We start from the raw sequence: 25,916 nt of genomic DNA on the forward strand, positions 1-25,916 counted from the left end.
TTTCAGTCGCAAGGCCGCCTCATAGAGATGCGGCGGCCAGCGGTAGTCTAGTTGTCGTAGCCGAGGTTCGGCATCAGCCAGCGTTCGGTGACGGCGATGTCTTGGCCTTTGCGAGTGCTGTAGCGCTCGGCCTGGTCCTTGTCTATTTTGCCGACCGCGAAATATTGCGCCTGAGGATGCGCGAAATACCAACCACTGACTGCAGCTGTCGGGAACATGGCGTAGTGCTCGGTCAGCGTGACCTGGCTGATGCCGTCGGCATCGAGTAGCTGGAACAGCGTGCCTTTCTCCGTATGGTCGGGGCAGGCGGGGTAGCCTGGCGCTGGACGGATACCTTTGTACTGTTCCTTGATCAGCTCTTCGTTGCTCAGCTGTTCTTCAGGGTCATAGCCCCACCATTGCTTACGGACCTGCTGATGCAGCCACTCGGCACAGGCCTCGGCGAGGCGGTCGGCCAGGGCCTTGACCATGATCGAGTTGTAATCGTCGCCGGCGTCCTGATAAGCCTTGGCCACTTCCTCGGCACCGATGCCCGCAGTGGTAATGAAACCGCCCACGTAATCGGTCACGCCGCTGCTTTTCGGTGCGACGAAGTCGGCGAGCGAGAAGTTCGGCTTGCCGTCGGTCTTCACCGTTTGTTGCCGCAGGTGGTGCAGGGTGGCGAGGGCTTCGCCGTCGTCGCCATAGACTTGGATATCGTCTTCGTCGACCTGATTGGCCGGCCAGAAGCCGAAGACAGCGCGGGCCCTGATCAGCTTCTCATCGACCAGCTTGGTGAGCATCGCCTGGGCATCGTTGAATAGCGACGTAGCTGCTTCGCCAACGATTTCGTCTTCAAGAATGCGTGGATACTTGCCAGCGAGATCCCAAGAGATGAAGAAGGGCGTCCAGTCGATATAGTCCACCAGCGTGCGCAGATCGATGTCCTCTAATACCTTGCGGCCGGTGAAGGTTGGTTTGACTGGCGAGTAATCGGCCCAATCGAACTTCGGCTTGACCGCAATCGCTTCGGGGTAAGTCAGACGCTCGGTGCGTGCGCTGCGGTTGGCGGTACGCTCGCGGATCATCGCGTACTCTTCGCGGATCTTCTGGACGAAAACCGGCTTCAGCTCCTTCGACAGCAATGTTGTCGCGACCCCGACGGCTCGCGACGCGTCGGTCACATAGACCACGGCATCGTTCTTGTAATGCGGATCAATCTTAACCGCCGTGTGAGCCTTGGAGGTGGTCGCGCCGCCAATCATCAGCGGCAGATGGAAATTCTGGCGCTGCATTTCGCGCGCAACGTGGACCATTTCGTCCAGCGACGGCGTGATCAGGCCGGACAGGCCGATGATGTCGCACTTTTCGGCGATGGCGGTCTGCAGGATTTTTTCCGCCGGGACCATGACCCCCATGTCTACGACGTCATAGCCGTTACAACCGAGCACCACGCCGACGATGTTCTTGCCGATGTCGTGCACGTCGCCCTTGACGGTCGCCATCAGGATCTTGCCCTTGGCTTCCGGCTTGTCGCCTTTCTCGGCTTCGATGAAGGGGATCAGGTGCGCAACGGCCTGCTTCATAACACGGGCTGACTTGACCACCTGCGGCAGGAACATCTTGCCCGAGCCAAACAGGTCGCCCACCACGTTCATGCCGGACATCAGCGGGCCTTCAATGACCTCGATGGGGCGCGCGCACTGCTGGCGGAACTCCTCGGTGTCCTGAACGATGTGGGTCGTGATGCCCTTGACCAGCGCATGCTCCAGCCGCTTCTGAACGGTGTAGCCGCGCCACTCTTCGGTTTCCGCCTCCTTGACGCTGCCGTCGCCTTTGAACTCGTCGGCGATCGCGAGCAGCGCTTCGGTGCCGTTGGGGGTGCGGTTGAGCACGACGTCCTCGACGGCGTCACGCAGCTTCTTGGGGATCTCGTCGTAGATTTCCAGCTGGCCGGCGTTGACGATACCCATCGTCAGGCCGTTCTGGATGGCGTAGTACAGGAAGACCGAGTGGATGGCCTCGCGCACCGGGTTGTTGCCGCGGAACGAGAAGGACACGTTCGAGACGCCGCCTGAGGTCAGCGCATAGGGGAGGTTATCGCGGATGTAGGCGCAGGCTTCGATGAAGTCCACGGCATAATTGTTGTGCTCTTCGATGCCGGTGGCGACCGCAAAGATATTCGGGTCGAAGATGATGTCTTCCGGCGGGAAGCCCACTTCATTTACAAGAATGTCGTATGAACGTTTGCAGATCTCGCGCTTGCGGTCCGCCGTGTCAGCCTGACCAGCTTCGTCGAACGCCATGACCACCACGGCGGCACCGTAGCGCTTGCAAAGGCGGGCATGGTGCTTGAACGCATCGACGCCTTCCTTCATGGAGATCGAGTTGACGATGCCCTTGCCCTGGATGCACTTGAGTCCGGCCTCGATCACCTCCCACTTGGAGGAGTCGATCATGATCGGCACGCGGGAGATGTCTGGCTCGCCAGCGATCAGATTGAGGAAGGTCACCATGGCCTTCTCTGAATCCAGCATGCCCTCATCCATGTTGATGTCGATCACCTGCGCGCCGGCTTCTACCTGCTGCAGGGCGACTTCCAGGGCCTCGGTGTAGTTGTCTTCACGGATCAGGCGGGCAAAACGAGCGGAGCCGGTGATGTTGGTCCGTTCGCCCACGTTGACGAACAGCGAGCTGCGATCGATCGTGAAGGGCTCGAGACCCGACAGGCGACAGGCCTTTTGAATATTCGGTATTGCACGTGGCGCGTATTTGGCTACGGCGTTGGCGATGGCTTCGATGTGCGCAGGCGTAGTGCCGCAACAACCACCAACGATGTTGAGGAATCCACTGGCGGCGAATTCCTCAACCACCTGGGCCATTTCCGCCGGGCTTTCATCGTACTCACCAAAAGCGTTGGGCAAGCCCGCGTTGGGGTGCGCCGACACGTGGGTTTCGGCCTTGTTCGACAGCTCTTCCAGATAAGGGCGCAGCTCTTTCGCACCCAGCGCACAGTTAAGGCCTACCGAGATCGGGTTGGCGTGGCGTACCGAGTTCCAGAAGGCCTCGGTGGTCTGGCCGGACAGGGTGCGGCCGGAGGCGTCGGTGATGGTGCCGGAAATCATGATCGGCAGCTCGAAACCGATCTCTTCGAAGACTTCCTGCACGGCGAAGATCGCCGCTTTGGCATTGAGCGTATCGAAGATGGTCTCGATCAGGATCAGGTCCGAGCCGCCTTCGATCAGGCCGCGGGTGGCTTCGGTGTAGTTCTCCACCAGTTCGTCGAAGGTGACGTTGCGGTAGCCTGGATTATTCACGTCGGGCGAGAGCGAGCAGGTCCGGCTGGTCGGCCCTAGCACGCCTGCTACGAATCGCGGACGGTCCGGCGTTTCTGCCGTCTTTGCATCGGCTGCCTGGCGGGCGAGGCGGGCGCCTTCGACGTTGAGCTCATAGACCAACTCTTCCATGCCGTAATCGGCCTGAGAAACGCGGGTGGCGTTGAAGGTGTTGGTCTCGACGATATCCGCACCGGCATCGAAGTAGGCTTTTTCAATGGCGCTAATGGCGTCCGGCCGGGTGAGGATCAAGAGGTCATTGTTGCCCTTGAGATCTTGTGGCCAGTCAGCGAAGCGCTCGCCGCGATAGTCCGACTCTTCCAGTTTATAGCTCTGGATCATCGTGCCCATGCCGCCGTCGAGAATCAGGATGCGCTCCTTGAGGGCCTGCTGGAGTGCCTGGAGACGGGCGTTGCGGTCGAGCATGGGGACTACCTGAAGCTGGTGGCGAGGACCGCGAATAATAGCAAAGCTGCACGCTTTTTGATCATCCGGCGATTTACATGAGCAATGCTCATGTTGGTGCGGCGTCGTGTATAACTGGCAGGACCCTGTGGTCGGCGTGACTGATCAGGTTACGCAGTGGTATCAGGTATCGTGTCCCTGTTCGGATACGAGTACCGCTATCCACCTGCTTAGATACCTCGAGGGTCCGATCGGGTGTACCGATTAACTACCTTCTATCAGGCAATTCCTACTAAAACGCTAGGACTTTATCCAGCGCAGTGGTTGGCGTACACTGCTGGGCATGTATGAGAGGAGTTCCCATGAGCGCCATTACCATTACCGAAGCTGCACATGATTACCTGGCCGACCTGCTTGAAAAGCAGAACACCACCGGGATTGGCATCCGGGTCTTCATCACTCAGCCCGGCACGCCCTACGCTGAGACCTGCATTGCCTATTGCAAGCCGGGAGAGGAAAAGCCGGATGACATCGCGATTTCCCTGAAAAGCTTCACCGCTTGGATCGACGGTATCAGCGAGCCCTTCCTGGAAGACGCCCTGGTTGACTACGCCACCGACCGCATGGGCGGCCAGCTGACGATCAAGGCACCCAACGCCAAGGTGCCGATGGTCAACGAAGACAGCCCGCTCAACGAGCGCATCAATTACTACCTGCAGACCGAAATCAATCCTGGTCTTGCGAGCCATGGCGGGCAGGTGACATTGATCGATGTCGTGGATGAGGGCGTGGCGGTACTCCAGTTTGGCGGCGGGTGCCAAGGCTGTGGCCAGGCTGATGTAACGCTCAAGGAAGGTATCGAAAAGACCTTGCTGGAGCGGATTCCGGAGCTGAAGGGCGTTCGTGACGTGACCGACCACACCAATCGGGACAATGCTTACTATTAAGTGGTAACAGCCTAAACGGTGGTCGTATCGGTCACTTTGCTGGCAAAATGCCACTATCTTCATGTGTCCCCACCACGGCGCTCGTTAGCTGAGATAAGCTGTCCAGGTTCCAGGGGCCTGGCCAAGTGAGCGAGCGCTGCATGTCTGCCGTTACCGTATTGATTTGCGATGATTCAAGCCTGGCGCGCAAGCAACTGCTGCGCGCGCTGCCGGCTGCGTGGCCGCTGGACATTCTCCAGGCTGCCAGCGGTCGCGAGGCGCTGGAACGAATTCGTGAAGGCGGCGTGGACGTCTTGCTGCTTGATCTGACCATGCCGGACATGGACGGCTACCAGGTTCTGGCTGCTCTTCGCCAAGAGCAACTGGGATGCAAGGTCATCGTGATATCGGCGGACGTTCAGGAAGAGGCGGTGCGCCGGGTGCTCGGGCTGGGGGCGCTGGCATTCATCCGCAAGCCTGCCGATCCGCTGCATTTGCAACAGACCCTGGCGGGCCTCGGGGTCGTGGGTAGCGAGCTCCCAGCGCTCGGGGAGCGGAGCGTGGGGCAGGTCTCGTTCCGCGACGCATTCCGCGAGGTGGTCAACGTTGCGATGGGACGCGCGGCGGCGTTGCTCGCCAAGGTGTTGGGGGTGTTCGTACAGCTGCCGATTCCCAATGTGAATATCCTCGAAGTCGGCGAATTGCACATGGCGCTGGCCGATGCGGCTCAGGGCGACAAGTTGTCAGCGGTGTGCCAGGGCTATATCGGCGGGGGCATCGCCGGCGAGGCGCTGTTGATCTTCCATGATTCGGAGATTGCCGATATGGCGCGTCTGATGCGCGCCGACGAATATCTCGAACTTGAGATGCTGCTCGATCTTTCCAGTCTGCTAATCAGTGCGTGCCTCAGTGGCATCGCAGACCAAATCGATGTGGTGTTTTCTCAGGGTCACCCACAGGTGCTCGGCCAGCATGCTTCGATCGACGAGCTCATTCGCGTCAACCGGCAACGTTGGAAAAACACCCTGGCGGTGGAGATCAGCTACAGCCTGGAAGGTCACGACATTCATTTCGACCTGCTCTTGCTGTTCACCGAAGACTCGGTTGAGCTGCTGTCGCGCAAACTCGCCCTTGAGATGAACTGACCATGCCCGACTCGAACGATCTGAGTGAACTCCACTGGTTGCTGGCTATCGTCCAGAGCATTGATGTCGGTGTCGTGGTGCTTGATCGCGAGTACCGCATCGATGTGTGGAATACCTTCATGGAGAACCGCTCCGGACGGCTGCCAGAAGAGGCGCGCAAGAAGACTTTCTTCGAGCTCTTTCCAGAAGTCGACGAGCAGTGGTTTCGGCGCAAGGTGGAAAACGTTGCGACACTCGGGACGCCATCGTTCACCATCTGGGAACAGCGGCCTTACCTGCTGCGATTCAAGAATTACCAGCCGATCACCGGGCTGGAAGACTTCATGTACCAGAACACCACCTTGATGCCGTTGAAGGCGCTCAATGGCAGCATCGAGCAGGTCTGCCTGATCATCTACGACGTTACCGACGTGGCGACCAACCGCCGCCAGTTGCAAGCGGCGAATCAAGAACTGCAGCGCCTCTCCAGCACCGACCGCCTGACTGGCCTGTTCAACCGGGGCCATTGGGAGGAGATGTTGCGTCAAGACTACGCCCGGCATCGGCGCTACGAGCGCAATGCCGCGTTGGTGATGTTCGATATCGACCACTTCAAGAAGATCAACGACAGCTACGGTCATCAGGCGGGTGATGCGGTCATCCAGCAGACTGCCGAACTGGTTCGACAGAGCACGCGCGATGCGGACATTGCCGGACGCTACGGCGGTGAAGAGTTCGTGGTGCTGCTGCCGGATACCGATAGCGAGGGGGCGGTGACGTTCGCCGAGCGGCTACGGCAATCCATCGAAGCGCATGAGGTCGTCCACGAAGGGCGCAGCATTCGCTTTACCGTCAGTCTCGGGATCGCGGATCTCAGCGAGCCCACCAATGGCTATGCGCAACTGATCGAACGTGCGGATATTGCTCTGTATTCTTCGAAAGCCTCAGGGCGCAATCAGGTCACCCTGTACCGCTAGGATGCTGCGGTGGGCGCAGTGCGGCTGCTCAGGAATTTCAGCAAGGTGACTTCCTCGCTGCTCATCCATTTGCGCTTTCTGGCCTTGCCCAGCTGCGCCAGTTCGCCAGTAGCAAAGGCTTCAAGCACGTCGGGATGAATGTAGCACTGGCGACACACGGCGGGAGTATTGCCGAGCTGGTGAGACACTAGCTTGACCACTTCGACCAGATTGCGCCGCGCCACCGTCTCTGGTCGCCACTCACGTTTGCGCAGATAGTCCAACGCCAGCGCACTGCCTGCCCAAGTTCGATAATCCTTGGCTGTGAAGTCGCCCCCGGTCATCTCGTGGATGAACGCGTTGACGTCGCTTGAATTCACTGGGTGCCGCATCCCGTTTTCGTCCAGGTATTGAAACAGGTGCTGGCCAGGTAGCTCCATGCAGCGGCGCACGATGCGCGCCAGCCGCTGGTTCCTTAGCGTTACGCGATGCTCTACACCGCTTTTGCCACGGAACTGAAAGCGGATCGCAGAGCCTCGTACATCGACATGACGGGTTCGTAGAGTGGTGAGCCCGTAGGAACGGTTTTCCTTTGCATAACGTGGGTTGCCAACTCGGATCAGCGTCGACTCAAGCAATTGCACCAGCAAGGCCATCACTTTTTGTCGCGGCATGCCGCGCAAAGCCAAGTGCTCCTCCAGGCGCTCGCGCATTCGCGGAAGGGCAGTACCGAACGACAGAACCCGCTCGTACTTGTTGTCGTCCCGGATTTCTCGCCAGCGGGGGTGATAACGATATTGCTTGCGTCCGCGAGCATCTCGTCCAGTTGCTTGCATATGGCCTTGCGGATCCGGGCAGATCCAGACGTCAGAGTAGGCCGGGGGAATGGCCAGCTTGTTGATGCGCGTTATCTCATGCGTATCCCGAATACGTTCTCCGGTCGGCAGGAAGTAAGCGAATTTGCCGCCGAGCTTTCGTCGACTGATACCTGGAACGTGGTCGTCTACATAATGCAGATCGGCTGGTAGCTCAGGGCAGAGGGCGGTGCCGGTATCCAATTGCTCGTCCGCCGGAAGCGCACGCACACCTTCCGCTAAGTGCAAAGCCGTCTCGCTGTCCTGATCGATCAGCATGCATGCTCCTGAAGGGCCGCGGCCCGGCCTGGTAAAGCCTGGCCGCATTAACGAATCTTAGATGAGTGCAGCCAGGCTATCCCTGGGTGGCCGGTGGCGATGCGCAGGACTGAAGACAGTGTCAGTCTTCGCTTTCCTGGCTGTTACGCATCAACAGCCTTATCGCGGCAACCAGTTCGTCAATTGCCTCTCGGTAGATAGCTGGGTCTGCCTTGGTTTCTGCGCTGTCAGCCAGCCGTCGTGCACTTTCCAGATGGTCATTTATCGAGGAATAGTCTCCGATCATGTAAGCGCTCCTGGGTTGCGGATGAGAAAAGGCAGCTGGGCTGAAGGGGCACAGTGCTTGTCTCAATAAGAGACCGACGCAACTGAAAGGGGTTCGGACCGCGTGCAAGCGTCGGTATGAACGGTTTGGTGCGACCGCGCAAAGCTTCTTGTTGACGCGTAATGATCGGCCGCCCCGCTCGATATTGCTGAGGCTATTGGTGGCAGTAAAAGACCAGTCGGTTGTACGGTTGGTGCTTACGAGCTAGACGTCATCCCGTCACGCTGGGCTGCGCAGGCGTGGACCACGCGCTTAACTGGGCGCCATCCTTGCGCTGCTGGCGCCGTGCGTTCTCCAGCAAGCCAGCAGGTAATTAGGTGTTGTATAGAGGGCCGTGTGACATGCGAAATCGACGGAGCTTCGCCACCCGCTGCGTTGGTGACTCGTAGCGAGAAGCTGCTGCCCTCATGGTCGGCTGAGTGGTCGCACGGCAGAGTGAGAAGGGCACCTCGCTGATGCGCCTGGCTTCATCAATTGCAGGCGTTTTGGTCATCAGCATGCACCGCCGAGGCGACTATCTATTTCGCCGGTGCGACGTCGAAGACGAGGTTTATCCCATCGCCGCTGCCGTCTCCGACGACCGAGCCTTGTACCGGTCTGTGCATCACCTGACGGCCTTTGTAAAACTCGCTCAGACGTTTCTGCGCCACATCACGGATATGCGTGATCAGCCCCGTGGACTGTGTGTCGCGAGGGATGATGAACTTCAGGGAAACGCAATGGCTTTGGGCGCCCTCCGGCAAATCGGCCAGTCCGCTGCTGTGCCATTGATCGTTGACGTAGGCTTCTGCACCTTTCATGGATCACTCCTTCGTTTATTCGCTTATTGCTGGGACCGTTGAACAATCGAATGGGTCCGTTTTTTCCTAGCGGCGCCATCATTGGTGGCCAAGCGAAATGCAACGAAAAAGGCCCGGCGCTTGCGCAACCGGGCCTTATCAAGAAGGAGTGACTTACTCAGGCATCTGCCAAGGCGCGAGATGCATACCCTGACGACTCAGATCGGCGCGTGCCTGCTCCAGCGACTGACCGAGCTTGATCGGGTCGGAGTAGACGTTGCTCGCCAATTTGCAATGGCCCACGGTGCGCGATTCGCTGCCATCCAGGACCGTGATGCTGAGTTCGCCATTGCCTTCGAGCAGCGTCCAGGCGACGCACTGGAACGGCTTAAACGCACGGTCAGTGATAAGGAGGGCGTCGTTGAAGCGAAGCGGGCTGTTCATCAGGCATGTCTCTCTGTGTGGTAACCAAAAATCGGATATTGAGCCTGCCGCCAGGCTGCCGGCGTTGGCCTTACATATCCATTGATGTACACAGAGGACTGATAAGTCACAGGGTCGTTTCGTGTTTTGTGATTTTTTTTTGCAATTAGCCAAAGGTCTAGCATTAGGCGCAACTTGGATGGTCAGCTTAATCTCGGGCTAACTATCTGTTTTCGTTGGCTTTGCGGGTTTGGCTAAGAGCACGGCTTCTTAGAGCCCATCAGTCTGCTGCCTTTTGAGCTGTGGCGAAAAGCCGCAACTGGCGTGGCAAAAGAAAACGGCCAGATCCGGTTCGGGAGCTGGCCGTTGTATACAAGTTCGCTTGTAGAGCTCGGCTAGACTTTGAACTGCTTGAGCAGACGGTTCAATTGCTCTGCCAGCTCGCCTAGTCGCTCACCCGCCGCACTCGATTGTTCCGCCGCGTGTGTGCTTTGCTGAGCCAGTCCGGCAGCCTGGGTAACGTTCTGATTAATGTCTTCAACGACGTGGGTCTGTTGCAGTGTTGCGCTGGCTATCGATGCGTTCAACCCCGACAGGTTGCGCAGCGCCTGGGCAATCTGAACGAGGCTGGCTCCGGCTTGGCTGGCTTGTTCAACGGTGGCTTGGGATGCTCGGCTGCTTTCCATGATCACCTTAACTGCAGCGCCCGAATTCTTCTGCAAGCCCTCGATCATCGTGTGAATCTCAGCCGTTGAGGTCTGGGTGCGTTGGGCGAGCAGGCGAACCTCGTCGGCCACTACAGCAAAACCGCGGCCTTGTTCGCCGGCACGGGCAGCCTCAATCGCTGCGTTCAGCGCGAGGAGGTTGGTCTGATCGGCGATCGATCCAATGACCTCAAGCACTGACCCGATCTTCGTGGTTTCGTCCGCTAAGGACTGTATGACCCCGACAGCTTCGTTAATGGTGATCGAAAGCTGATCTATTTGCTGCAGGCTGGCTTCGATATTCCGTTGCCCCAACCCGGCCTGCTTCTCCGCGTCACCCACTTCGTTCGATGCCTGCTCGGCATTCTTTGCCACTTCCTGAACGGCGTAGGTCACCTCGTTGACTGCAGTAGCGACCAGCTCCATCTGTTGTGACTGCTGCTGACTTTGCTTGTGCGCTTGCCCGGCCAACCCCCCCAGGGCATTGGAGGATGATTCCAGTGAGTCGGAGGTTTCGAACAACTGCCCGATCACCGTGCGCAGTTTTTGGGTGAAAGTATTGAAGTCGCGGCTAAGGGTGGTCAGCTCGTCATTACCCGATACGTCAAGATTCCGCGTCAGGTCGGCTTCACCGCTGGCGATGTTGGCCATGGCCTGCATAGAGTGACGCAGCGGCTGTGTGATGCTGCGGATAAGAATAGCGACCAGTACCGCCATCAGCGCAGCGATTGCCAGACCGATGAGCGAGAAACGGACCAGATAGTTCTGGAACTCCGCTTCGACATCATCAACGTAGATTCCCGAACCGATAATCCAGCCCCATGGCTTGAATAGTTCGACATAGGAGATCTTCGGCACAGGGTCTTTTTCGCCGGGCTTCGCCCATTGGTAGTCAACCAGGCCAGCTCCTTTGAGTTGGGCTACCTTGACCATTTCGTTGAACAGCTCTTTGCCGTTCGGATCTTTGACCTTGGAAAGATCCTGTCCCTCTAGCTCCGGCTTTATCGGGTGCATGACCATGACCGGCTGCATGTCGTTGATCCAGAAGTAGTCATTCTGGCCATAGCGAATCATGCGAACCTGGTCCATCGCGGCTTTCTGCGCCTCGGCGGTCGTCATGCTTCCGCTGGCTTCGAGCTGCTGATAGTAGGTCAGCACGCCGCGCGCAGTCTCGACGATGTTTTGCGTCATGACCTGCTTGCCCCTGTACAGGTCGGTACGAACTTGCTGGATCATCAGCAGGCCAAGAATGAAGAGCATGGCAACCGCCACTAGCGGAATCAGCCAGAGACGCTTGCTGATTGGAAGATTTCGTAGCAGATTCATAGGGTTGTATGCTCCTGTTGGTACTTGTGTTCTTTATTATTCGAATAGAGGGGTGGAGCGCGGCGACACGGTCTGCCTTGAAAATCAGCTATGGCAGTGGTTGTTTGTCATGGCCCATGCATAGGGTTTCGGCCGTTGCTGAAAAAAGATGAGGGCGGCCGTGTCGGCTCAATGAATTTACTCGCCTCAAGCGAGTCAGAACAGCGCTCAGATGGCTATCTGACATATACCTTTGTTGTATTCAGCCGCGGTGAGTTGCACCGTTATTGGGGAATAGATGGACCTTTGGATTGCCTTTCAGGCGTTGCTTCTCGGGGTGGTGGAAGGCATTACAGAATTTCTGCCGATATCCAGCACCGGGCATCAGATCATCGTGGCCGATCTGATTGGGTTTGGCGGCGAGAGGGCGCTCGCGTTCAACATCATCATCCAGTTGGGTGCGATCTTGGCGGTGGTGTGGGAGTACCGTCGTAAGATTTTCGATGTGGTCGTTGGTTTGCCAAGGGAGAAACAGGCGCAGAAGTTCACCGGGAATCTGTTGGTCGCGTTCTTCCCTGCGGTAGTGCTGGGAATTACCTTCGCTGATCTCATTCACGAATACTTGTTTAATCCGATCACGGTAGCGACGGCGTTGGTCATTGGCGGGGTCGTGATGCTCTGGGCCGAAAAGCGCGAGCATGAAGTACAGGCCGAAACCGTCGACGATATGCACTGGTCCCACGCCTTGAAGGTAGGCTTCGCACAATGTCTGGCGCTCATCCCCGGCACTTCACGGTCCGGCGCGACAATCATCGGTGGGCTGTTGTTTGGGCTGTCCCGCAAGGCTGCCACCGAGTTTTCGTTCTTTCTGGCCATGCCGACTATGGTCGGTGCCGCAGTGTATTCGGGTTACAAGTACCGCGACCTGTTTCAGCCTGGCGACTTGCCGATCTTTGCGATTGGGTTCATCACCTCGTTCATTTTCGCCATGCTGGCGGTGCGCGCCCTGTTGAAATTTATAGGCAACCATAGCTATGCCGCATTTGCCTGGTACCGGATCATCTTCGGCATCATCATCTTGGCTACTTGGCAGTTCAGCTTGATCGACTGGAGTACCGCGGCGGGCTGACGCGCAACGCACACAGCAGAGGAGTGCCCTGTGCACGCATTCGAACACCGACTGTTGCCCATCAATGGCATCACCCTCAGCCTTTACTGCGCCGGGCCTGAGCAAGGCCCGGTGATCTGGTTGCTCCACGGGTTTCCCGAAAGCTGGTACTCGTGGCGACATCAGATCCAGGCGTTGGCGGATGCAGGCTACCGTGTGGTGATTCCGGAGATGCGCGGCTATGGCCAAAGCAGCGCGCCGGATGATATCGCCAGCTATGACCTGATAACCGTCTGCGCGGACATCCAGGCGGCAATGGACCTGCTTGGTCACTGCTCGGTAGCGGTGGTGGGCCATGATTGGGGCGCACCGGTGGCTTGGCATCTGGCCTTGCTCGAGCCGCAGCGAGTCAACGTTGTCGCAGCTATGGCGGTGCCTTATGGCGGCCGTCCGAAGAGACCCGCGATCGACATCATCCGCAGCCAGTTCGCCGATCGCTTCAACTATATTCTGTATTTCCAGCAGTCCGGCGTTGCCGAGGCCGAGCTTGATCAGGACATTCCGCGTACTTTGCGGATGATGATGCATAACACCTCGGCAGCGGTCCCCAAGGATTTGTTCCTGCAGGACAAGCCGGTCGGCAGTTCGCTTTATCAAGGGATGCGAGACCCCGGCGCGCCGCCGGCTTGGTGCGGCTCGGACGCGTTCGCCGTCTACGTCGCTACGTTCGAGGGGCGCGGCTTTCGTGGCGCACTGAACTGGTACCGCAATTTCGAGCGGAACTGGGAGCGCACTGCACCGTTAGCCGAGCGCAAGGTGGAGCAGCCGGCGCTTTTCCTACTAGGCGACAAGGACCCGGTCGGCACTCTGGAAGCTCATACGCTGCAGAAAATGCCCAGCTGGGTACCGGACCTTGAGCAGCACCTCATCGAAGACTGTGGCCATTGGATACAGAGCGAGCAGCCCGAGCAGGTCAATAGGCTGCTTCTCAGTTTTCTTGAGCGCCGCTACACCCATGCCCGATAGCTGCTTGCGGCTCGTAGCTCCAAAAGTAAGCGGCTAGAATCCCCGGTTTTACCGCCGGATCACTTGCTATGGAATTACGCGGTCAGCTGAAAAGCTGGAACGATCAGAAGGGATTCGGTTTCATTCGGCCGGAACAGGGCGGCGAGGAAATCTTCGCCCATATTTCGGCTATGCGCGGCGCTCGCCGCCCGGCGCAGGGCGACCGGGTGCTCTATATCAGCGAACGGGACGAGAACGGGCGTTTGGGTGCCACGCATATCCGCCTGGATTCGGGGCTGTCTCTAGACGAGCCGGCGATTCGACGAAAACCGCCTGCGGTAGCGATCCAGTCCGAACAAAACAGAAGCTTCCAAGCACGCGCTAAGCCCAAAGCGCATCCACGGCACAATGGGTCGATAAGGTGGCTGCTACCGAAGCTTCTAGCGCTCGTCCTGCTGTGTCTGTCACCGGCGCTCGGGCTTGCTCGTCTGGCGGGGCAGGGTAGTTACTGGCCGCTCTATGCCTATCTCTCGGGTAGCCTGTTGGCTTTTGGCTTCTACCTGCACGACAAGCGCAGCGCACTGCGTAGCGGCTGGCGTACACCCGAGGCTCGCCTGCATCTTGTTGAGTTGCTTGGTGGCTGGCCGGGGGCATTGATCGCTCAGCAAGCGTTTCGCCACAAGACCCGCAAGTTGTCGTTCCAGCTGGTGTTCTGGCTGATCGTCGTCGTGCATCAGCTCGCATGGCTCGACTACCTATATGTCCAGCGGCTGTATGGGTTATTGCTAGAAATTTGAGCACTGACCGAGCCGTACGCGATGATGATTCGTCGATGCAAAAAACGCCCCGCGTTGGCGGGGCGTTTCGTTACCTCAACGAGGTTTAGAACACGCCAAGACTGCGCAGGTAGTCGTCATAGGTGCCGCTGAAGTCGGTCACGCCCGAGTCGGATAGCTCGATGATACGGGTCGCCAGAGAGCCAACGAATTCCCGATCATGGCTGACAAAAATCAGCGTGCCCGGATAGTTCTCCAGCGCTAGGTTCAGCGCCTCGATCGATTCCATATCCAGGTGGTTGGTCGGCTCGTCCATCAGCAGCACGTTGGGCTTCTTCAGGATCAGCTTGCCAAACAGCATGCGGCCCTGTTCGCCACCGGAAATCACCCGAACCGACTTCAGGATCTCGTCGTTGGAAAACAGCATGCGGCCGAGGGTGCCGCGCACGACCTGTTCGCCGCCTTGCGTCCACTGACTCATCCAGTCGAACAGGGTTACGTCGTCCTCGAAATCATCTGCGTGGTCCTGGGCGTAATAGCCAAGCTCGGCGCTCTCGGTCCACTTCACCGCACCGGCATCGGGTTGCAGCTCGCCGACCAACGTGCGCAACAGGGTCGTCTTGCCAATGCCGTTGGGGCCGATGATAGCGACGCGCTCACCGGCCTCGACGGTGAAACTGAAGTTCTTGAACAATGTTTTGCCGTCGAAGCCTTTGGCAACGTTTTCCACGGTTACCGCCTGGCGATGCAGTTTCTTGGTCTGCTCGAAGCGGATGAAGGGGCTGACGCGGCTGGATGGTTTAACTTCAGCTAGCTGGATTTTGTCGATCTGCTTGGCGCGTGAGGTGGCCTGCTTGGCTTTCGAAGCGTTCGCCGAGAAGCGGCTGACGAAAGTCTGCAGCTCGGCAATCTGCGCCTTCTTTTTGGCGTTATCCGATAGCAGCTGTTCGCGAGATTGAGTGGCCGCGGTCATGTACTCATCGTAGTTACCGGGGAACAGGCGCAGCTCGCAGTAATCCAGGTCAGCCATGTGCGTGCACACACTGTTCAGGAAGTGCCGGTCGTGGGAAATGATGATCATGGTGCTGTTGCGCGCCGTGAGTATGTTTTCCAACCAGCGGATCGTGTGAATGTCCAGGTGGTTGGTCGGCTCGTCGAGCAGCAGCACTTCCGGATCGGAAAACAGCGCCTGCGCCAATAGCACGCGGAGCTTCCAGCCGGGTGCAACCTCGCTCATCGGGCCGAAATGCTGATCCAGCGGAATACCCAGGCCCAGCAGCAGCTCACCAGCTCGGGACTCGGCGGTGTAGCCGTCCATCTCGGCGAACTCGGTTTCCAGTTCTGCCACCGCCATGCCGTCGTCTTCGCTCATCTCTGGCAGCGAGTAGATGCGTTCGCGTTCGGCCTTGACCTTCCACAGTTCCTCGTGACCCATGATCACCGTGTCGATGACATTGAAGTCTTCGTAGGCAAACTGATCCTGCCGCAGCTTACCCAGGCGCACGTTCGGTTCGAGCATGACCTGGCCGGCCGATGGCTCCAAATCGCCACCGAGAATTTTCATGAAGGTCGACTTGCCGGACCCGTTGGCACCGATCAGGCCGTAGCGATTGCCGTTGCCGAACTTGACTGACACGTTTTCGAACAGCGGCTTGGCGCCGAACTGCATGGTGATGTTAGCGGTGGAAATCAAAGGGGGTTACCTATCAATAACTTGGAGCTTGCAGATGGTGCTGAATGGTGCGCGATACTGCGGCTAGAGCGGAGTCTAAAGTGACCCGGCGGACAGGCAGTAGCGGCAGCCGCGGCGCATTATGGCGAGCTGTTGGGAGAAATGCGGGGGTTGATGCCAGACATTGGGCGCTATTGTCGCATAGGTCTGTCGGCAGTTGCATGACACTCCGTAAATGCAAACGCCCCGAACCAGTCGGGGCGTTTGTTTTACCTGCGTGGCGCGTCAGAACATCAGACAGCGACCACGTCGATCTTTGCTTTGGCCGCAGACTCGCGGAACTCGGCAATCTGATCGAAGCTCAGGTAGCGGTAGACATCAGCCGCCATGGTGTCGATCTGAGCAGCGTAGACCATGTACTCCTCAACGGTCGGCAGGCGACCCAGGATCGAGGCGACTGCTGCCAGTTCGGCAGAAGCCAGGTACACGTTGGTCGCGTCGCCCAGACGGTTAGGGAAGTTACGAGTCGAGGTGGAGACGACTGTCGAGCCGGTCTCAACCCGTGCTTGGTTGCCCATGCACAGCGAGCAACCTGGCATTTCCAAGCGTGCACCAGCGCGGCCGTAGATGCCGTAGTAGCCTTCTTCGGTCAGCTGGTGCTGGTCCATCTTGGTCGGCGGAGACAGCCACAGGCGAGTTGGCAGAGCACCTTCAACTTTATCCAGCAGCTTGCCAGCGGCGCGGAAGTGACCAATGTTGGTCATGCACGAGCCGATGAATACTTCATCGATCTTCTCACCCTGAACGGTCGAGAGCAGACGCGCATCGTCCGGGTCGTTAGGTGCACAGAGCACAGGCTCGTTCACTTCGGACAGGTCGATCTCGATGATCTCGGCGTATTCGGCGTCTGCATCGGCAGCCAGCAGTTCCGGCTTGGCCAACCAAGCTTCCATGGCCTGAGCACGACGCTCCAACGTACGAGCATCGCCGTAACCTTCACTGATCATCCAGCGCAGCAGGGTAATGTTCGACTGCAGGTACTCAGCGATCGCAGCTTCCGGCAGTTTGATGGTGCAACCCGCAGCGGAACGCTCGGCAGAAGCGTCAGACAGCTCGAACGCTTGCTCGACGGTCAGGTCGTTCAGGCCTTCGATTTCGAGAATACGGCCGGAGAAGATGTTCTTCTTGCCTTTCTTCTCGACGGTCAGCAGACCTTTCTGGATCGCGTAGTAGGGAATCGCATGAACCAGGTCACGCAGCGTGATGCCAGGCTGCATCTTGCCCTTGAAACGAACCAGTACCGACTCCGGCATGTCCAGCGGCATGACGCCAGTGGCTGCGGCGAAGGCGACCAGGCCGGAACCGGCCGGGAAGGAGATGCCCATCGGGAAGCGGGTGTGCGAGTCACCGCCGGTACCGACAGTGTCCGGCAGCAGCATGCGGTTCAACCAGCTGTGGATGATGCCGTCGCCTGGACGCAAGGAAACGCCGCCGCGGGTCATGATGAAGTCCGGCAGGGTGTGATGCGTGGTGACGTCGATCGGCTTCGGATAAGCGGCTGTGTGGCAGAACGACTGCATGACCAGATCAGCGGAGAAGCCCAGGCAAGCCAGGTCTTTCAGCTCGTCACGGGTCATCGGGCCAGTGGTGTCCTGGGAGCCAACGGTGGTCATCTTTGGTTCGCAGTAGGTGCCCGGGCGGACGCCTTTGCCTTCCGGCAGACCGCAGGCGCGACCGACCATCTTCTGTGCCAGGGTAAAGCCCTTGTCGCTCTCGGCGGGGGCTTCTGGCTTCTTGAACAGGTCCGACGGGCCCATGTCCAGCTCGGCACGTGCCTTTTCGGTCAGGCCGCGACCAATGATCAGCGGAATACGACCGCCAGCGCGAACTTCGTCGAGCAGGACATCGGTCTTCAACTGGAAGGTGGTGACCAGCTCATCGCTGCCGTGGCGGCGGACTTCGCCTTTGTAGGGGTAGACATCGATGATGTCGCCCATTGCCAAATCGGAGCAGTCGAACTCGATCGGCAGTGCGCCGGCGTCTTCCATGGTGTTGTAGAAGATTGGCGCAATCTTGGTGCCGAAGCAGAAACCGCCGGCACGCTTGTTCGGCACGTTCGGAATGTCGTCGCCGAAGAACCACAGCACCGAGTTAGTAGCGGACTTACGCGAAGAGCCGGTACCGACCACGTCACCCACATAGGCGACCGGGAAGCCTTTGGTGGCCAGTTCTTCCATCTGCTTGAGTGGACCAACCGAGCCAGGAACGTCGGGGTTGATGCCGTCGCGAGCCATCTTCAGCATGGCCAGTGCGTGCAGCGGGATGTCGGGGCGCGACCAGGCGTCAGGCGCCGGCGACAGATCGTCGGTGTTGGTTTCGCCAGTGACCTTGAATACGGTCAAGGTGACTTTTTCGGCAACCGGGGCGCGGTTCTTGAACCACTCGCCTTCAGCCCAGGACTGCAGGACGGCTTTGGCGTTCGCGTTGCCAGCCTTGGCTTTCTCTGCAACGTCGTGGAACGCGTCGAACATCAGCAGGGTGTGCTTCAGCTCTTTTGCGGTAGTGTCGGAAAGTTCTGGGTCGTCGAGCAGGTCGACCAGCGTGACGATGTTGTAACCACCTTGCATGGTGCCCAGCAGTTCAACAGCGTGCTGCTTGCTGATCAGCGGAGAGGTGGCTTCGCCCTTGGCGATAGCGGCGAGGAATCCAGCCTTGACATAGGCGGCTTCGTCCACGCCCGCGGGAACGCGGTTGGTGATCAGGTCGAGGAGGAATTGTTCTTCGCCAGCTGGCGGATTTTTCAGGAGTTCGACCAGGCCTGCGGTCTGCTCGGCGTTCAGCGGCTGGGGCACGACGCCCTGAGCGGCACGCTCTTCTACGTGTTTGCGATAGGCTTCAAGCACAGTTTTATACCCTCATCATTGGTCCCATGGGTGTCTCGGGACGCGCATCCGGAAGCTGTTTTCAAAGTTTTACGCCGGGTTTGGTGCCGGGTACGCAGGTTAGAGGGATCTGCGCACCCGGAAAGTAGCCGGTCAACTGTGCTCGTGACGCTTTGAAAACAGCTTCTTGCGGATTATGGCGCCTAAAACGGCGGGCCGATTCTACTGGAACGTGCCCGCAAAGTTAAGTGAAACGCCAGGGCACAGCGATGGCGAGGCCGCCAACGGACATGTCGCAGTTTCGGCTTAGGCCCGCAATCTGTGGGCTGCAGACTCTCTTTTTGAGGCATGGTCCGGATTGGTCAGTGACCCGGCTTGGACAAAAGTCTAAGATGCGGCGCTGTTCTTCGATTCATCGTCCGTCATGTCCAATCAGCGAATCAAAACCCCTTGCGTAGGCCTTTGCTCCACCGTTTACGGCGATCTCGTCTGCCGCGGATGCAAACGGTTTCATCATGAAGTGGTGAGCTGGAACGGCTATAGCGATGAGGTCAAGCGCTCGGTCTGGCAGCGCCTGGAGATATTGCTAGCGCAAGTGATGGCGGCAAAGCTGGAGGTTTTCGATGCGCCGCTGTTGCGTTCTCAGCTGGAAAGCCGACAGATCCGCTTCGTTGCCGACCAGTCACCCTACTGCTGGGCCTATCAACTGATCGCACGCGGCGCGCGCGTGATTCAGCAACTCGAAGCCTATGGCGTCGTGCTGCTGCCGGAGTTTCGTGATTGGTCCTTGCCTGAGCTTCGTGATGCAATCGATCGGGAGTTCTTTCTCCTTTCCGAAGCGCATTACCAGCGTTATATCGCCCCTCGATTTGTTCAGGACATGGCTCGCTAGGCATTCAATACAGCCGAGGAAGGCGATATCCAGCCTCGGCTGAGCTGATGACCCTAGCGCTGCGCTACGAGCTCCTCAAGGTGGTCGATGATGTCCTCTGGCTTCAGCACCAGCACATCGCTTTCCAATGTATCGAGCACGACCTCCGCGGTATTGCCCATCAAAGCCCCGGACAATCCGGTGCGGGCGACAGTGCCGATGACCGTTACGGCAGCCTGAAGCTGGTGGCAGACGCGAGGGATCAAGGCGTCTGCGGGCCCTTCCTCGATATGCAGTTGGCCGTCAGGGATATCGAACTCGGTCTGAAACTGCCGGCAGGCGTTGCGGTAACGCGCTTCGATCGTTTCCTTGAGCTGGAACGCGGGATCAGCGGAGGACAGCATGGCTGAAGGGTGCGCGCTGATCACATGCAGTGTGCCCTCAGCGAGCGAGGCAATCTGGTAGCCGTAATTGATGATGCTGGAATGAAGCGTGCGGTGTTCGATGTCAGCATTGCCGACGTCCACTGCGGCCAGAATGTTGCCGCCCGTCCAGGGCGCTTCGGTTTTGACCATCAGCACCGGGCAGGGGCAATAACGCAATAGCTTCCAGTCATCGGGCGTCAGCAGGGCGCGTTTCAGCGGGTTGTCGGCAATGTGCTGTTTGATCACCAAGCCGCAGCCTTCGGCTTGCTGAGCGCTGATGATGGTCTGGTGCAGGTTTTCATGCCAGGCCTGCCGAGCCGTAACGACGTGGCCCTGATCTTCGAGTTCTTGGCGCAAGCGCTCTAGGTAGCTGCTGTGATCCTGTTTGGCGTCGCAGATCAGCAAGTGCAGCCGGGACTGGCTGACGCTGGAAATCAAGCGCGCCCTTTTCAGTGCCAGATTTTCGGAAAGTTTTGGGTCAATTACCACGAGGATACAGCGTATGGCTTGCATGATCGGCTCCGTTTGGGTGATCAGATGGTTTCACTATAGACAAGGGCTTCAGGGCAGCCACTGACCTATATCAAGCAGTGCTGGCCGTTACTTGCTGGGCTCGTATAATGCGCGGCGGCCCAGCGACTTCGTGCTGTTCGCTGCTTTCATTTCCTTCATGAATACCAAGACCTCATGCTCCCCGAACTGAACGAATTTCTTGGCTGTGCGACACCTTCGGCGTGGGTCGACGTTGCGCTGCAGAACCAGGATGTGATGTTGATCGATCATGGCAACTGCGAGAAGAAGGCTGCGGGCGCTGCCTTTCAGTTGATGTTTCGCTATGTCGATAAGCCGGATCTGCAGAACAAGATGTCGCGCCTGGCCAGGGAGGAGTTGCGACATTTCGAGCAGGTGCTCTCGATCATCCGCAAGCGTGAAATCAGTCTGCGCAATATCGGCTCGTCCCGTTATGCGGCCGGTTTGCGCGAGTTGGTGCGTAACCACGAACCCTACCGGCTCACCGATACGCTGGTGATTGGCGCATTCATCGAAGCTCGCTCTTGTGAGCGTTTTGCGATGCTGGTGCCACACCTCGACGACGAGCTCGGGCGGTTCTACCACGGGCTGCTAAAGTCTGAAGCGAGGCACTTTCAGGATTACCTGAAGCTGGCCTACCTCTATGGAGAGGCGGCGGACATCGATGCAACCATCGTTCGCGTTCGTGAACGTGAGCGCGAACTGATCGAAAGCCCTGACTCCGAGTTCCGCTTCCACAGCGGCGTACCAAGCGCCGCTTGACGGTTCAGGTCAGGTCGAATGGCGCTTGGTGAAGGCCTGCCTCGTCGACCTGTAACGCCCAACCCTGGCGATCCCAGTCACCCAGGACGATCCGGATGGCCGCTTGACCATCGATCTGCAACGAATGGGTTGCTGGCCGGTGGGTGTGGCCGTGAATTAAGGTTCGGACTTTGTAGCGTTGCATGATGCTCGCCACTTCGTCGGGTGTTACGTCGACGATATCCCTGGCCTTCATTCGCGTCTCTTCCTTACTGCTGGAACGCAGTTTTTGCGCCAGCTTCTGACGCTTGGCAAGCGAAAGGTTATGCAGGATGAAGAGACTTACCGGGTTGCGCAGCCAGCGGCGTAGCCGCATGTAGCCTTCGTCACGCGTGCATAGGCTGTCGCCATGCATCAACAACACGCGCTCGCCAGCGAGCTGCGCGATATGCGGGTCGGCCAGCAGCGTGCATCCGGCCTCGCGGCAAAAGGCTTTTCCGATCATGAAGTCACGATTGCCGTGCATCAGATAGATGCGCGTCCCATGCAGGCTCAGCGCTTTCAGCGCTCGGGCTATCTCATGCTGAAAAGGCGTCATGCCGTCATCGCCGACCCAGACTTCGAAAAAGTCACCGAGGATATAGAGTGCCTCGGCTTCGATTGCGCGAGTCTCGAGGAAACGAAGAAACGCCCGGGTAAGCTCCGGGCGTTTTTCTTCGAGATGCAGATCTGAGATCAACAGGATCAATGCGATTTACTCGACGATTTCGGCTTTCTCGATCACGACGTCTTCTACCGGAACGTCCTGATGGCCAGACTTCATCGTGGTGGGCACGCCTTTGATCTTTTCAACTACGTCCATGCCTTCGACCACTTCGCCAAATACTGTGTAGCCCCAGCCTTGAACGGTCGGCGCCGTGTGGTCGAGGAAATCATTGTCTTTAACGTTGATGAAGAACTGCGCAGAGGCCGAGTGAGGCTCCATGGTGCGTGCCATGGCCAGGGTGCCGGTCTTGTTGGAAAGGCCGTTGTTAGCTTCGTTCTTGATCTGGCCGCGGGTAGCTTTCTGCTTCATGCCGGTCTCGAAGCCGCCGCCCTGGATCATGAAATTGCTAATCACACGGTGGAAAATGGTGCCGTCGTAGTGACCGCTCTTTACGTATTCCTTGAAGTTGGCGGTGGTCTCGGGTGCCTTGTCTTCGAACAGCTTGACGGTGATGACGCCGTGATTGGTATGCAGCTTGATCATTGAATGCCTTCCTAAATGAGGGAGAAATATGTGTCGCGGCAACGCGACCGGCGTGACGGCCCCGAAGACTCGCGGCTACGGCGCATAGCGCGGCAGGGCGCTTTGCTCTGTCAGGGGGTTGACGGGTCCGCTATGATAAGCGCTTTGATTTGGCGGGCCTACCCTGAGGCACGCACTCGCAGATCGTTAAGGACACCATGAGCAAGCCTGAGACTACCGCAGCCACAAATTTTCTCCGCCCGATCGTTCAGGCCGACCTGCAATCAGGCAAGCACGCGAAGATCGTGACGCGCTTTCCACCGGAGCCCAATGGCTACCTGCACATCGGTCATGCCAAGTCGATCTGCCTGAATTTCGGCCTGGCGAAAGAATTTGGTGGCGAGTGCAATCTTCGTTTCGACGACACCAATCCGGCGAAAGAAGATCAGGAATACATCGATGCAATCAAAAGCGATGTTCAGTGGCTCGGCTTCGAGTGGGCTGGGGAGGAGCGTTACGCCTCCAACTATTTTTCGCAGCTGCATGACTGGGCCATCGAGCTGATCAAAGCGGGCAAGGCTTACGTCTGCGACCTGACATCCGAGCAGGCCCGAGAGTACCGCGGCAGCCTGACCGAACCGGGCAAGAACAGTCCGTTCCGCGACCGTTCCATGGAAGAAAACCTGGACCTGTTCGCGCGGATGAAAGCTGGCGAGTTTCCGGACGGCGCAAAGGCACTCCGGGCCAAAATCGATATGGCCTCGCCAAACATGAATCTTCGCGACCCGATCCTCTATCGGATTCGCCATGCGCATCACCACCAGACCGGGAGCGACTGGTGCATCTATCCAAGCTATGACTTCACCCATGGCCAGTCGGATGCCATAGAAGGCGTCACGCACTCGATTTGCACCCTTGAGTTCGAAGACCACCGCCCTCTCTACGAGTGGTTCCTGGAAAACCTCCCGGTTCCGGCACGTCCGCGTCAGTACGAATTCGCGCGCCTTAACCTCAACTACACCATCACCAGCAAGCGCAAGCTCAAGCAGCTCGTGGACGAAAAGCACGTCAGTGGCTGGGATGATCCTCGCATGTCGACGCTCAGTGGCTACCGTCGTCGTGGCTACACGCCGGCGTCGATTCGTACGTTCTGCGACATGATCGGGGTCAATCGCGCCGGCGGTGTAGTGGATGTAGGCATGCTCGAGTTCGCCATTCGCGAAGACCTGGACGCCAATGCCCCGCGCGCCATGTGCGTCCTCAAGCCGTTGAAAGTGGTCATCACCAACTATCCTGAGGACAAGACCGAGACGCTCGAACTGCCTCGTCATCCGAAGCAGGACATCGGCGTGCGCCAGCTGCCGTTCTCGCGGGAGATTTATATCGATGCCACCGATTTCGAAGAAGTACCTCCGGCCGGGTTCAAACGCCTGATTCCGGGTGGGGAAGTGCGCCTACGTGGCAGCTACGTGATTCGTGCGGATGAAGCGGTCAAGGACGAGCAAGGCAACATTGTTGAGCTGCGCTGCTCCTACGACGAGAACACGCTGGGCAAGAACCCGGAGGGTCGCAAGGTCAAAGGCGTCATTCATTGGGTGCCGGCTGCTGAGAGCGTCGAATGCGAAGTGCGCTTGTACGATCGTCTGTTCCGCTCGGCCAATCCCGAGAAGGATGAAGATGGCGGTAGCTTCCTGGACAACATCAACCCGGAGTCGCTGGTGGTGTTGAAGGGTTGCCGCGCCGAGCCGTCGTTGGCCTCGGCCGAAGCTGAGGATCGCTTCCAGTTCGAGCGCGAAGGCTATTTCTGCGTTGATCGCAAAGACAGCCGGCCCGACGCAATGGTGTTCAACCGTACCGTGACGCTGCGTGATTCCTGGGGAGGCCAGTAATGGCGCTGGCGATTTACAACACGCTGACCAAAACCAAGGAGCCGCTCAAGCCTCTGATCGCAAATCAGGTGCGCATGTATGTCTGCGGCATGACCGTTTATGACTTTTGTCATATCGGTCATGCACGCGTCATGGTGGCATTCGATGTCGTTTCGCGCTGGTTGCGCCAGCGTGGCTACGAATTGACCTATGTGCGCAACATCACTGACATCGACGACAAGATCATCCGGCGAGCCCAGGAAAATGGCGAGACGTTCGAGGCGCTGACCAGGCGCATGATCGCTGCGATGCATGAGGACGAGGCACGGCTCAACGTGCTACGTCCAGACATCGAGCCTCGCGCAACCGACCATATTGCTGGCATGCACGGCATGATCCAGACCTTGATCGACAAGGGCTTTGCCTACGCACCGGGCAATGGTGACGTGTACTACCGGGTTGGCAAGTTCGTCGGCTACGGCAAGCTGTCGCGGCGCAAGATAGAGGACCTCAAGATTGGCGTGCGAATCGAGGTCGACGAGGCCAAAGAGGACCCTTTGGATTTCGTGCTATGGAAGGCTGCCAAACCGGGAGAGCCGAGTTGGGGGTCGCCTTGGGGCGCAGGGCGTCCGGGCTGGCACATCGAGTGCTCGGTCATGTCAACCTGCTGCCTGGGTGAGACCTTCGACATTCATGGCGGCGGCCCTGACCTGGTATTTCCGCATCATGAGAATGAGATCGCACAGAGTGAAGCGGCAACCGGCAAGCTGTACGCCAATGCCTGGATGCACGCCGGCGCCGTCCGGGTTGATGGTGAGAAGATGTCCAAGTCGCTGGGCAACTTCTTCACCATTCGTGAAGTGCTGGAGAAATACCAGCCGGAAGTGGTGCGCTACCTGCTGGTCTCCAGCCACTACCGCAGCCCGATCAACTATTCCGAAGACAGTTTGAAAGACGCCAAGGGCGCCCTTGAGCGCTTCTATACCGCACTCAGAGGTCTACCTGAGGCCACCGCTCAGGGTGGCGATACGTTCGTGGCTCGCTTCGGCGAGGCAATGGATGACGACTTCAATTCGCCCGAAGCGTGCGCGGTGCTGTTCGAAATGGTTCGCGAGATCAACCGTCTACGCGATACGGATATGCAGGCAGCGGCCGGCCTTGCTGCGCAGCTCAAAGCGCTGGCCAGCGTGCTCGGCATATTGCAGATGGATCCCGACACCTTCTTGCAGGCCGGGGTTGAGGGCAAGGTGGATGCCGCCCAGGTGGAAGCGCTGATTGCTGCACGCCTTCAGGCTCGCGCCGATAAGAACTGGGCTGAATCCGATCGGATTCGCGATCAACTGACGGCTATGGGTGTGGTTCTTGAAGACGGGAAGGGCGGCACGACCTGGCGTCTTGGCGAGTAACTCGTATCC

At 58.4% G+C, this 25,916-nt stretch carries 20 protein-coding genes; 10 read left to right on the top strand and 10 right to left on the bottom strand.

Translation table 11 applies throughout. The features are described 5' to 3' along the window. Positions 1-47: 47 nt before the first annotated feature. Positions 48-3,740, bottom strand: coding sequence for a methionine synthase (locus tag C1896_10485; protein ID AZZ45293.1), 3,693 nt, complete (start codon positions 3,738-3,740; stop codon positions 48-50). A gap of 341 nt (positions 3,741-4,081) precedes the next feature. Here C1896_10485 and nfuA point away from each other — a divergent pair, with 341 nt between their 5' ends. The 3 genes from nfuA to C1896_10500 all read left to right on the top strand — a co-directional run bounded on the left by nfuA (position 4,082) and on the right by C1896_10500 (position 6,746). Next, positions 4,082-4,666: a Fe/S biogenesis protein NfuA gene (gene nfuA / locus C1896_10490; GenBank protein ID AZZ45294.1), complete on the top strand. Its 585-nt coding sequence runs from the start codon at positions 4,082-4,084 to the stop codon at positions 4,664-4,666. Between the two features lie 140 nt (positions 4,667-4,806). Then, positions 4,807-5,790: a response regulator gene (locus C1896_10495; protein ID AZZ45295.1), complete on the top strand. Its 984-nt coding sequence runs from the start codon at positions 4,807-4,809 to the stop codon at positions 5,788-5,790. 2 nt (positions 5,791-5,792) lie between these two features. Next, positions 5,793-6,746 (top strand): sensor domain-containing diguanylate cyclase, encoded by a 954-nt coding sequence (locus tag C1896_10500; protein AZZ45296.1) that lies wholly within the window; start codon positions 5,793-5,795, stop codon positions 6,744-6,746. Here C1896_10500 and C1896_10505 read toward each other — a convergent pair. The 4 genes from C1896_10505 to C1896_10520 all read right to left on the bottom strand — a co-directional run bounded on the left by C1896_10505 (position 6,743) and on the right by C1896_10520 (position 11,415). Continuing rightward, the gene (locus C1896_10505) at positions 6,743-7,858 is read right to left on the bottom strand and encodes a DNA topoisomerase (GenBank protein AZZ45297.1); all 1,116 of its coding nucleotides are present in this window, start codon (positions 7,856-7,858) and stop codon (positions 6,743-6,745) included. The two genes, C1896_10500 and C1896_10505, sit on opposite strands and share 4 nt — an antisense overlap. A gap of 843 nt (positions 7,859-8,701) precedes the next feature. After that, positions 8,702-8,983, bottom strand: coding sequence for a hypothetical protein (locus tag C1896_10510; protein ID AZZ45298.1), 282 nt, complete (start codon positions 8,981-8,983; stop codon positions 8,702-8,704). Between the two features lie 153 nt (positions 8,984-9,136). After that, positions 9,137-9,406: a hypothetical protein gene (locus C1896_10515; GenBank protein ID AZZ45299.1), complete on the bottom strand. Its 270-nt coding sequence runs from the start codon at positions 9,404-9,406 to the stop codon at positions 9,137-9,139. 374 nt (positions 9,407-9,780) lie between these two features. Further along, complete coding sequence (locus C1896_10520; GenBank protein ID AZZ45300.1) at positions 9,781-11,415, bottom strand: methyl-accepting chemotaxis protein; 1,635 nt, start codon at positions 11,413-11,415, stop codon at positions 9,781-9,783. A gap of 277 nt (positions 11,416-11,692) precedes the next feature. Between C1896_10520 and C1896_10525 the strand changes: the two genes are divergently transcribed. From C1896_10525 to C1896_10535, 3 genes are all read left to right on the top strand, one after another. Beyond that, positions 11,693-12,523: an undecaprenyl-diphosphatase gene (locus tag C1896_10525; GenBank protein ID AZZ45301.1), complete on the top strand. Its 831-nt coding sequence runs from the start codon at positions 11,693-11,695 to the stop codon at positions 12,521-12,523. Positions 12,524-12,553: 30 nt separating this feature from the next. Then, positions 12,554-13,528, top strand: coding sequence for an alpha/beta hydrolase (locus C1896_10530; protein ID AZZ45302.1), 975 nt, complete (start codon positions 12,554-12,556; stop codon positions 13,526-13,528). Between the two features lie 68 nt (positions 13,529-13,596). Further along, positions 13,597-14,304: a DUF1294 domain-containing protein gene (locus C1896_10535; protein AZZ45303.1), complete on the top strand. Its 708-nt coding sequence runs from the start codon at positions 13,597-13,599 to the stop codon at positions 14,302-14,304. A gap of 85 nt (positions 14,305-14,389) precedes the next feature. Here C1896_10535 and C1896_10540 read toward each other — a convergent pair whose 3' ends face one another. Together C1896_10540 and acnB are read right to left on the bottom strand one after the other, a co-directional pair. Next, complete coding sequence (locus C1896_10540) at positions 14,390-15,976, bottom strand: ABC-F family ATPase (GenBank protein AZZ45304.1); 1,587 nt, start codon at positions 15,974-15,976, stop codon at positions 14,390-14,392. Between the two features lie 272 nt (positions 15,977-16,248). Next, positions 16,249-18,858, bottom strand: a complete 2,610-nt coding sequence (acnB, locus tag C1896_10545; protein ID AZZ45305.1) for a bifunctional aconitate hydratase 2/2-methylisocitrate dehydratase — start codon at positions 18,856-18,858, stop codon at positions 16,249-16,251. 403 nt (positions 18,859-19,261) lie between these two features. Here acnB and C1896_10550 point away from each other — a divergent pair, with 403 nt between their 5' ends. Further along, positions 19,262-19,729, top strand: coding sequence for a DUF1289 domain-containing protein (locus C1896_10550; protein AZZ45306.1), 468 nt, complete (start codon positions 19,262-19,264; stop codon positions 19,727-19,729). Positions 19,730-19,782: 53 nt separating this feature from the next. Here C1896_10550 and C1896_10555 read toward each other — a convergent pair whose 3' ends face one another. Further along, positions 19,783-20,646: a universal stress protein UspA gene (locus C1896_10555; protein ID AZZ45307.1), complete on the bottom strand. Its 864-nt coding sequence runs from the start codon at positions 20,644-20,646 to the stop codon at positions 19,783-19,785. 174 nt (positions 20,647-20,820) lie between these two features. Here C1896_10555 and C1896_10560 point away from each other — a divergent pair, with 174 nt between their 5' ends. After that, positions 20,821-21,426 (top strand): tRNA-(ms[2]io[6]A)-hydroxylase, encoded by a 606-nt coding sequence (locus C1896_10560; protein AZZ45308.1) that lies wholly within the window; start codon positions 20,821-20,823, stop codon positions 21,424-21,426. Between the two features lie 4 nt (positions 21,427-21,430). Here C1896_10560 and lpxH read toward each other — a convergent pair whose 3' ends face one another. Continuing rightward, entirely contained in the window at positions 21,431-22,153 is a 723-nt protein-coding gene (gene lpxH / locus C1896_10565; protein ID AZZ45309.1) for a UDP-2,3-diacylglucosamine diphosphatase, read from the bottom strand. Between the two features lie 6 nt (positions 22,154-22,159). Continuing rightward, positions 22,160-22,654 carry a peptidylprolyl isomerase gene (locus C1896_10570; protein ID AZZ45310.1) on the bottom strand — a complete coding sequence of 165 codons (495 nt, stop codon included), beginning with the start codon at positions 22,652-22,654 and terminating at the stop codon, positions 22,160-22,162. A gap of 197 nt (positions 22,655-22,851) precedes the next feature. On the opposite strand from C1896_10570, the gene C1896_10575 reads away from it, so the two are divergent. Continuing rightward, complete coding sequence (locus C1896_10575; protein AZZ45311.1) at positions 22,852-24,522, top strand: glutamine--tRNA ligase; 1,671 nt, start codon at positions 22,852-22,854, stop codon at positions 24,520-24,522. Then, a complete protein-coding gene (locus tag C1896_10580) occupies positions 24,522-25,907 on the top strand; it encodes a cysteine--tRNA ligase (GenBank protein AZZ45312.1) in 1,386 nt (461 codons plus the stop codon). The genes C1896_10575 and C1896_10580 overlap by 1 nt, the downstream gene beginning before the upstream one ends. Positions 25,908-25,916 lie beyond the last annotated feature (9 nt).

Source organism: Pseudomonadaceae bacterium SI-3, from assembly GCA_004010935.1.
GTDB lineage: Bacteria > Pseudomonadota > Gammaproteobacteria > Pseudomonadales > Pseudomonadaceae > Stutzerimonas.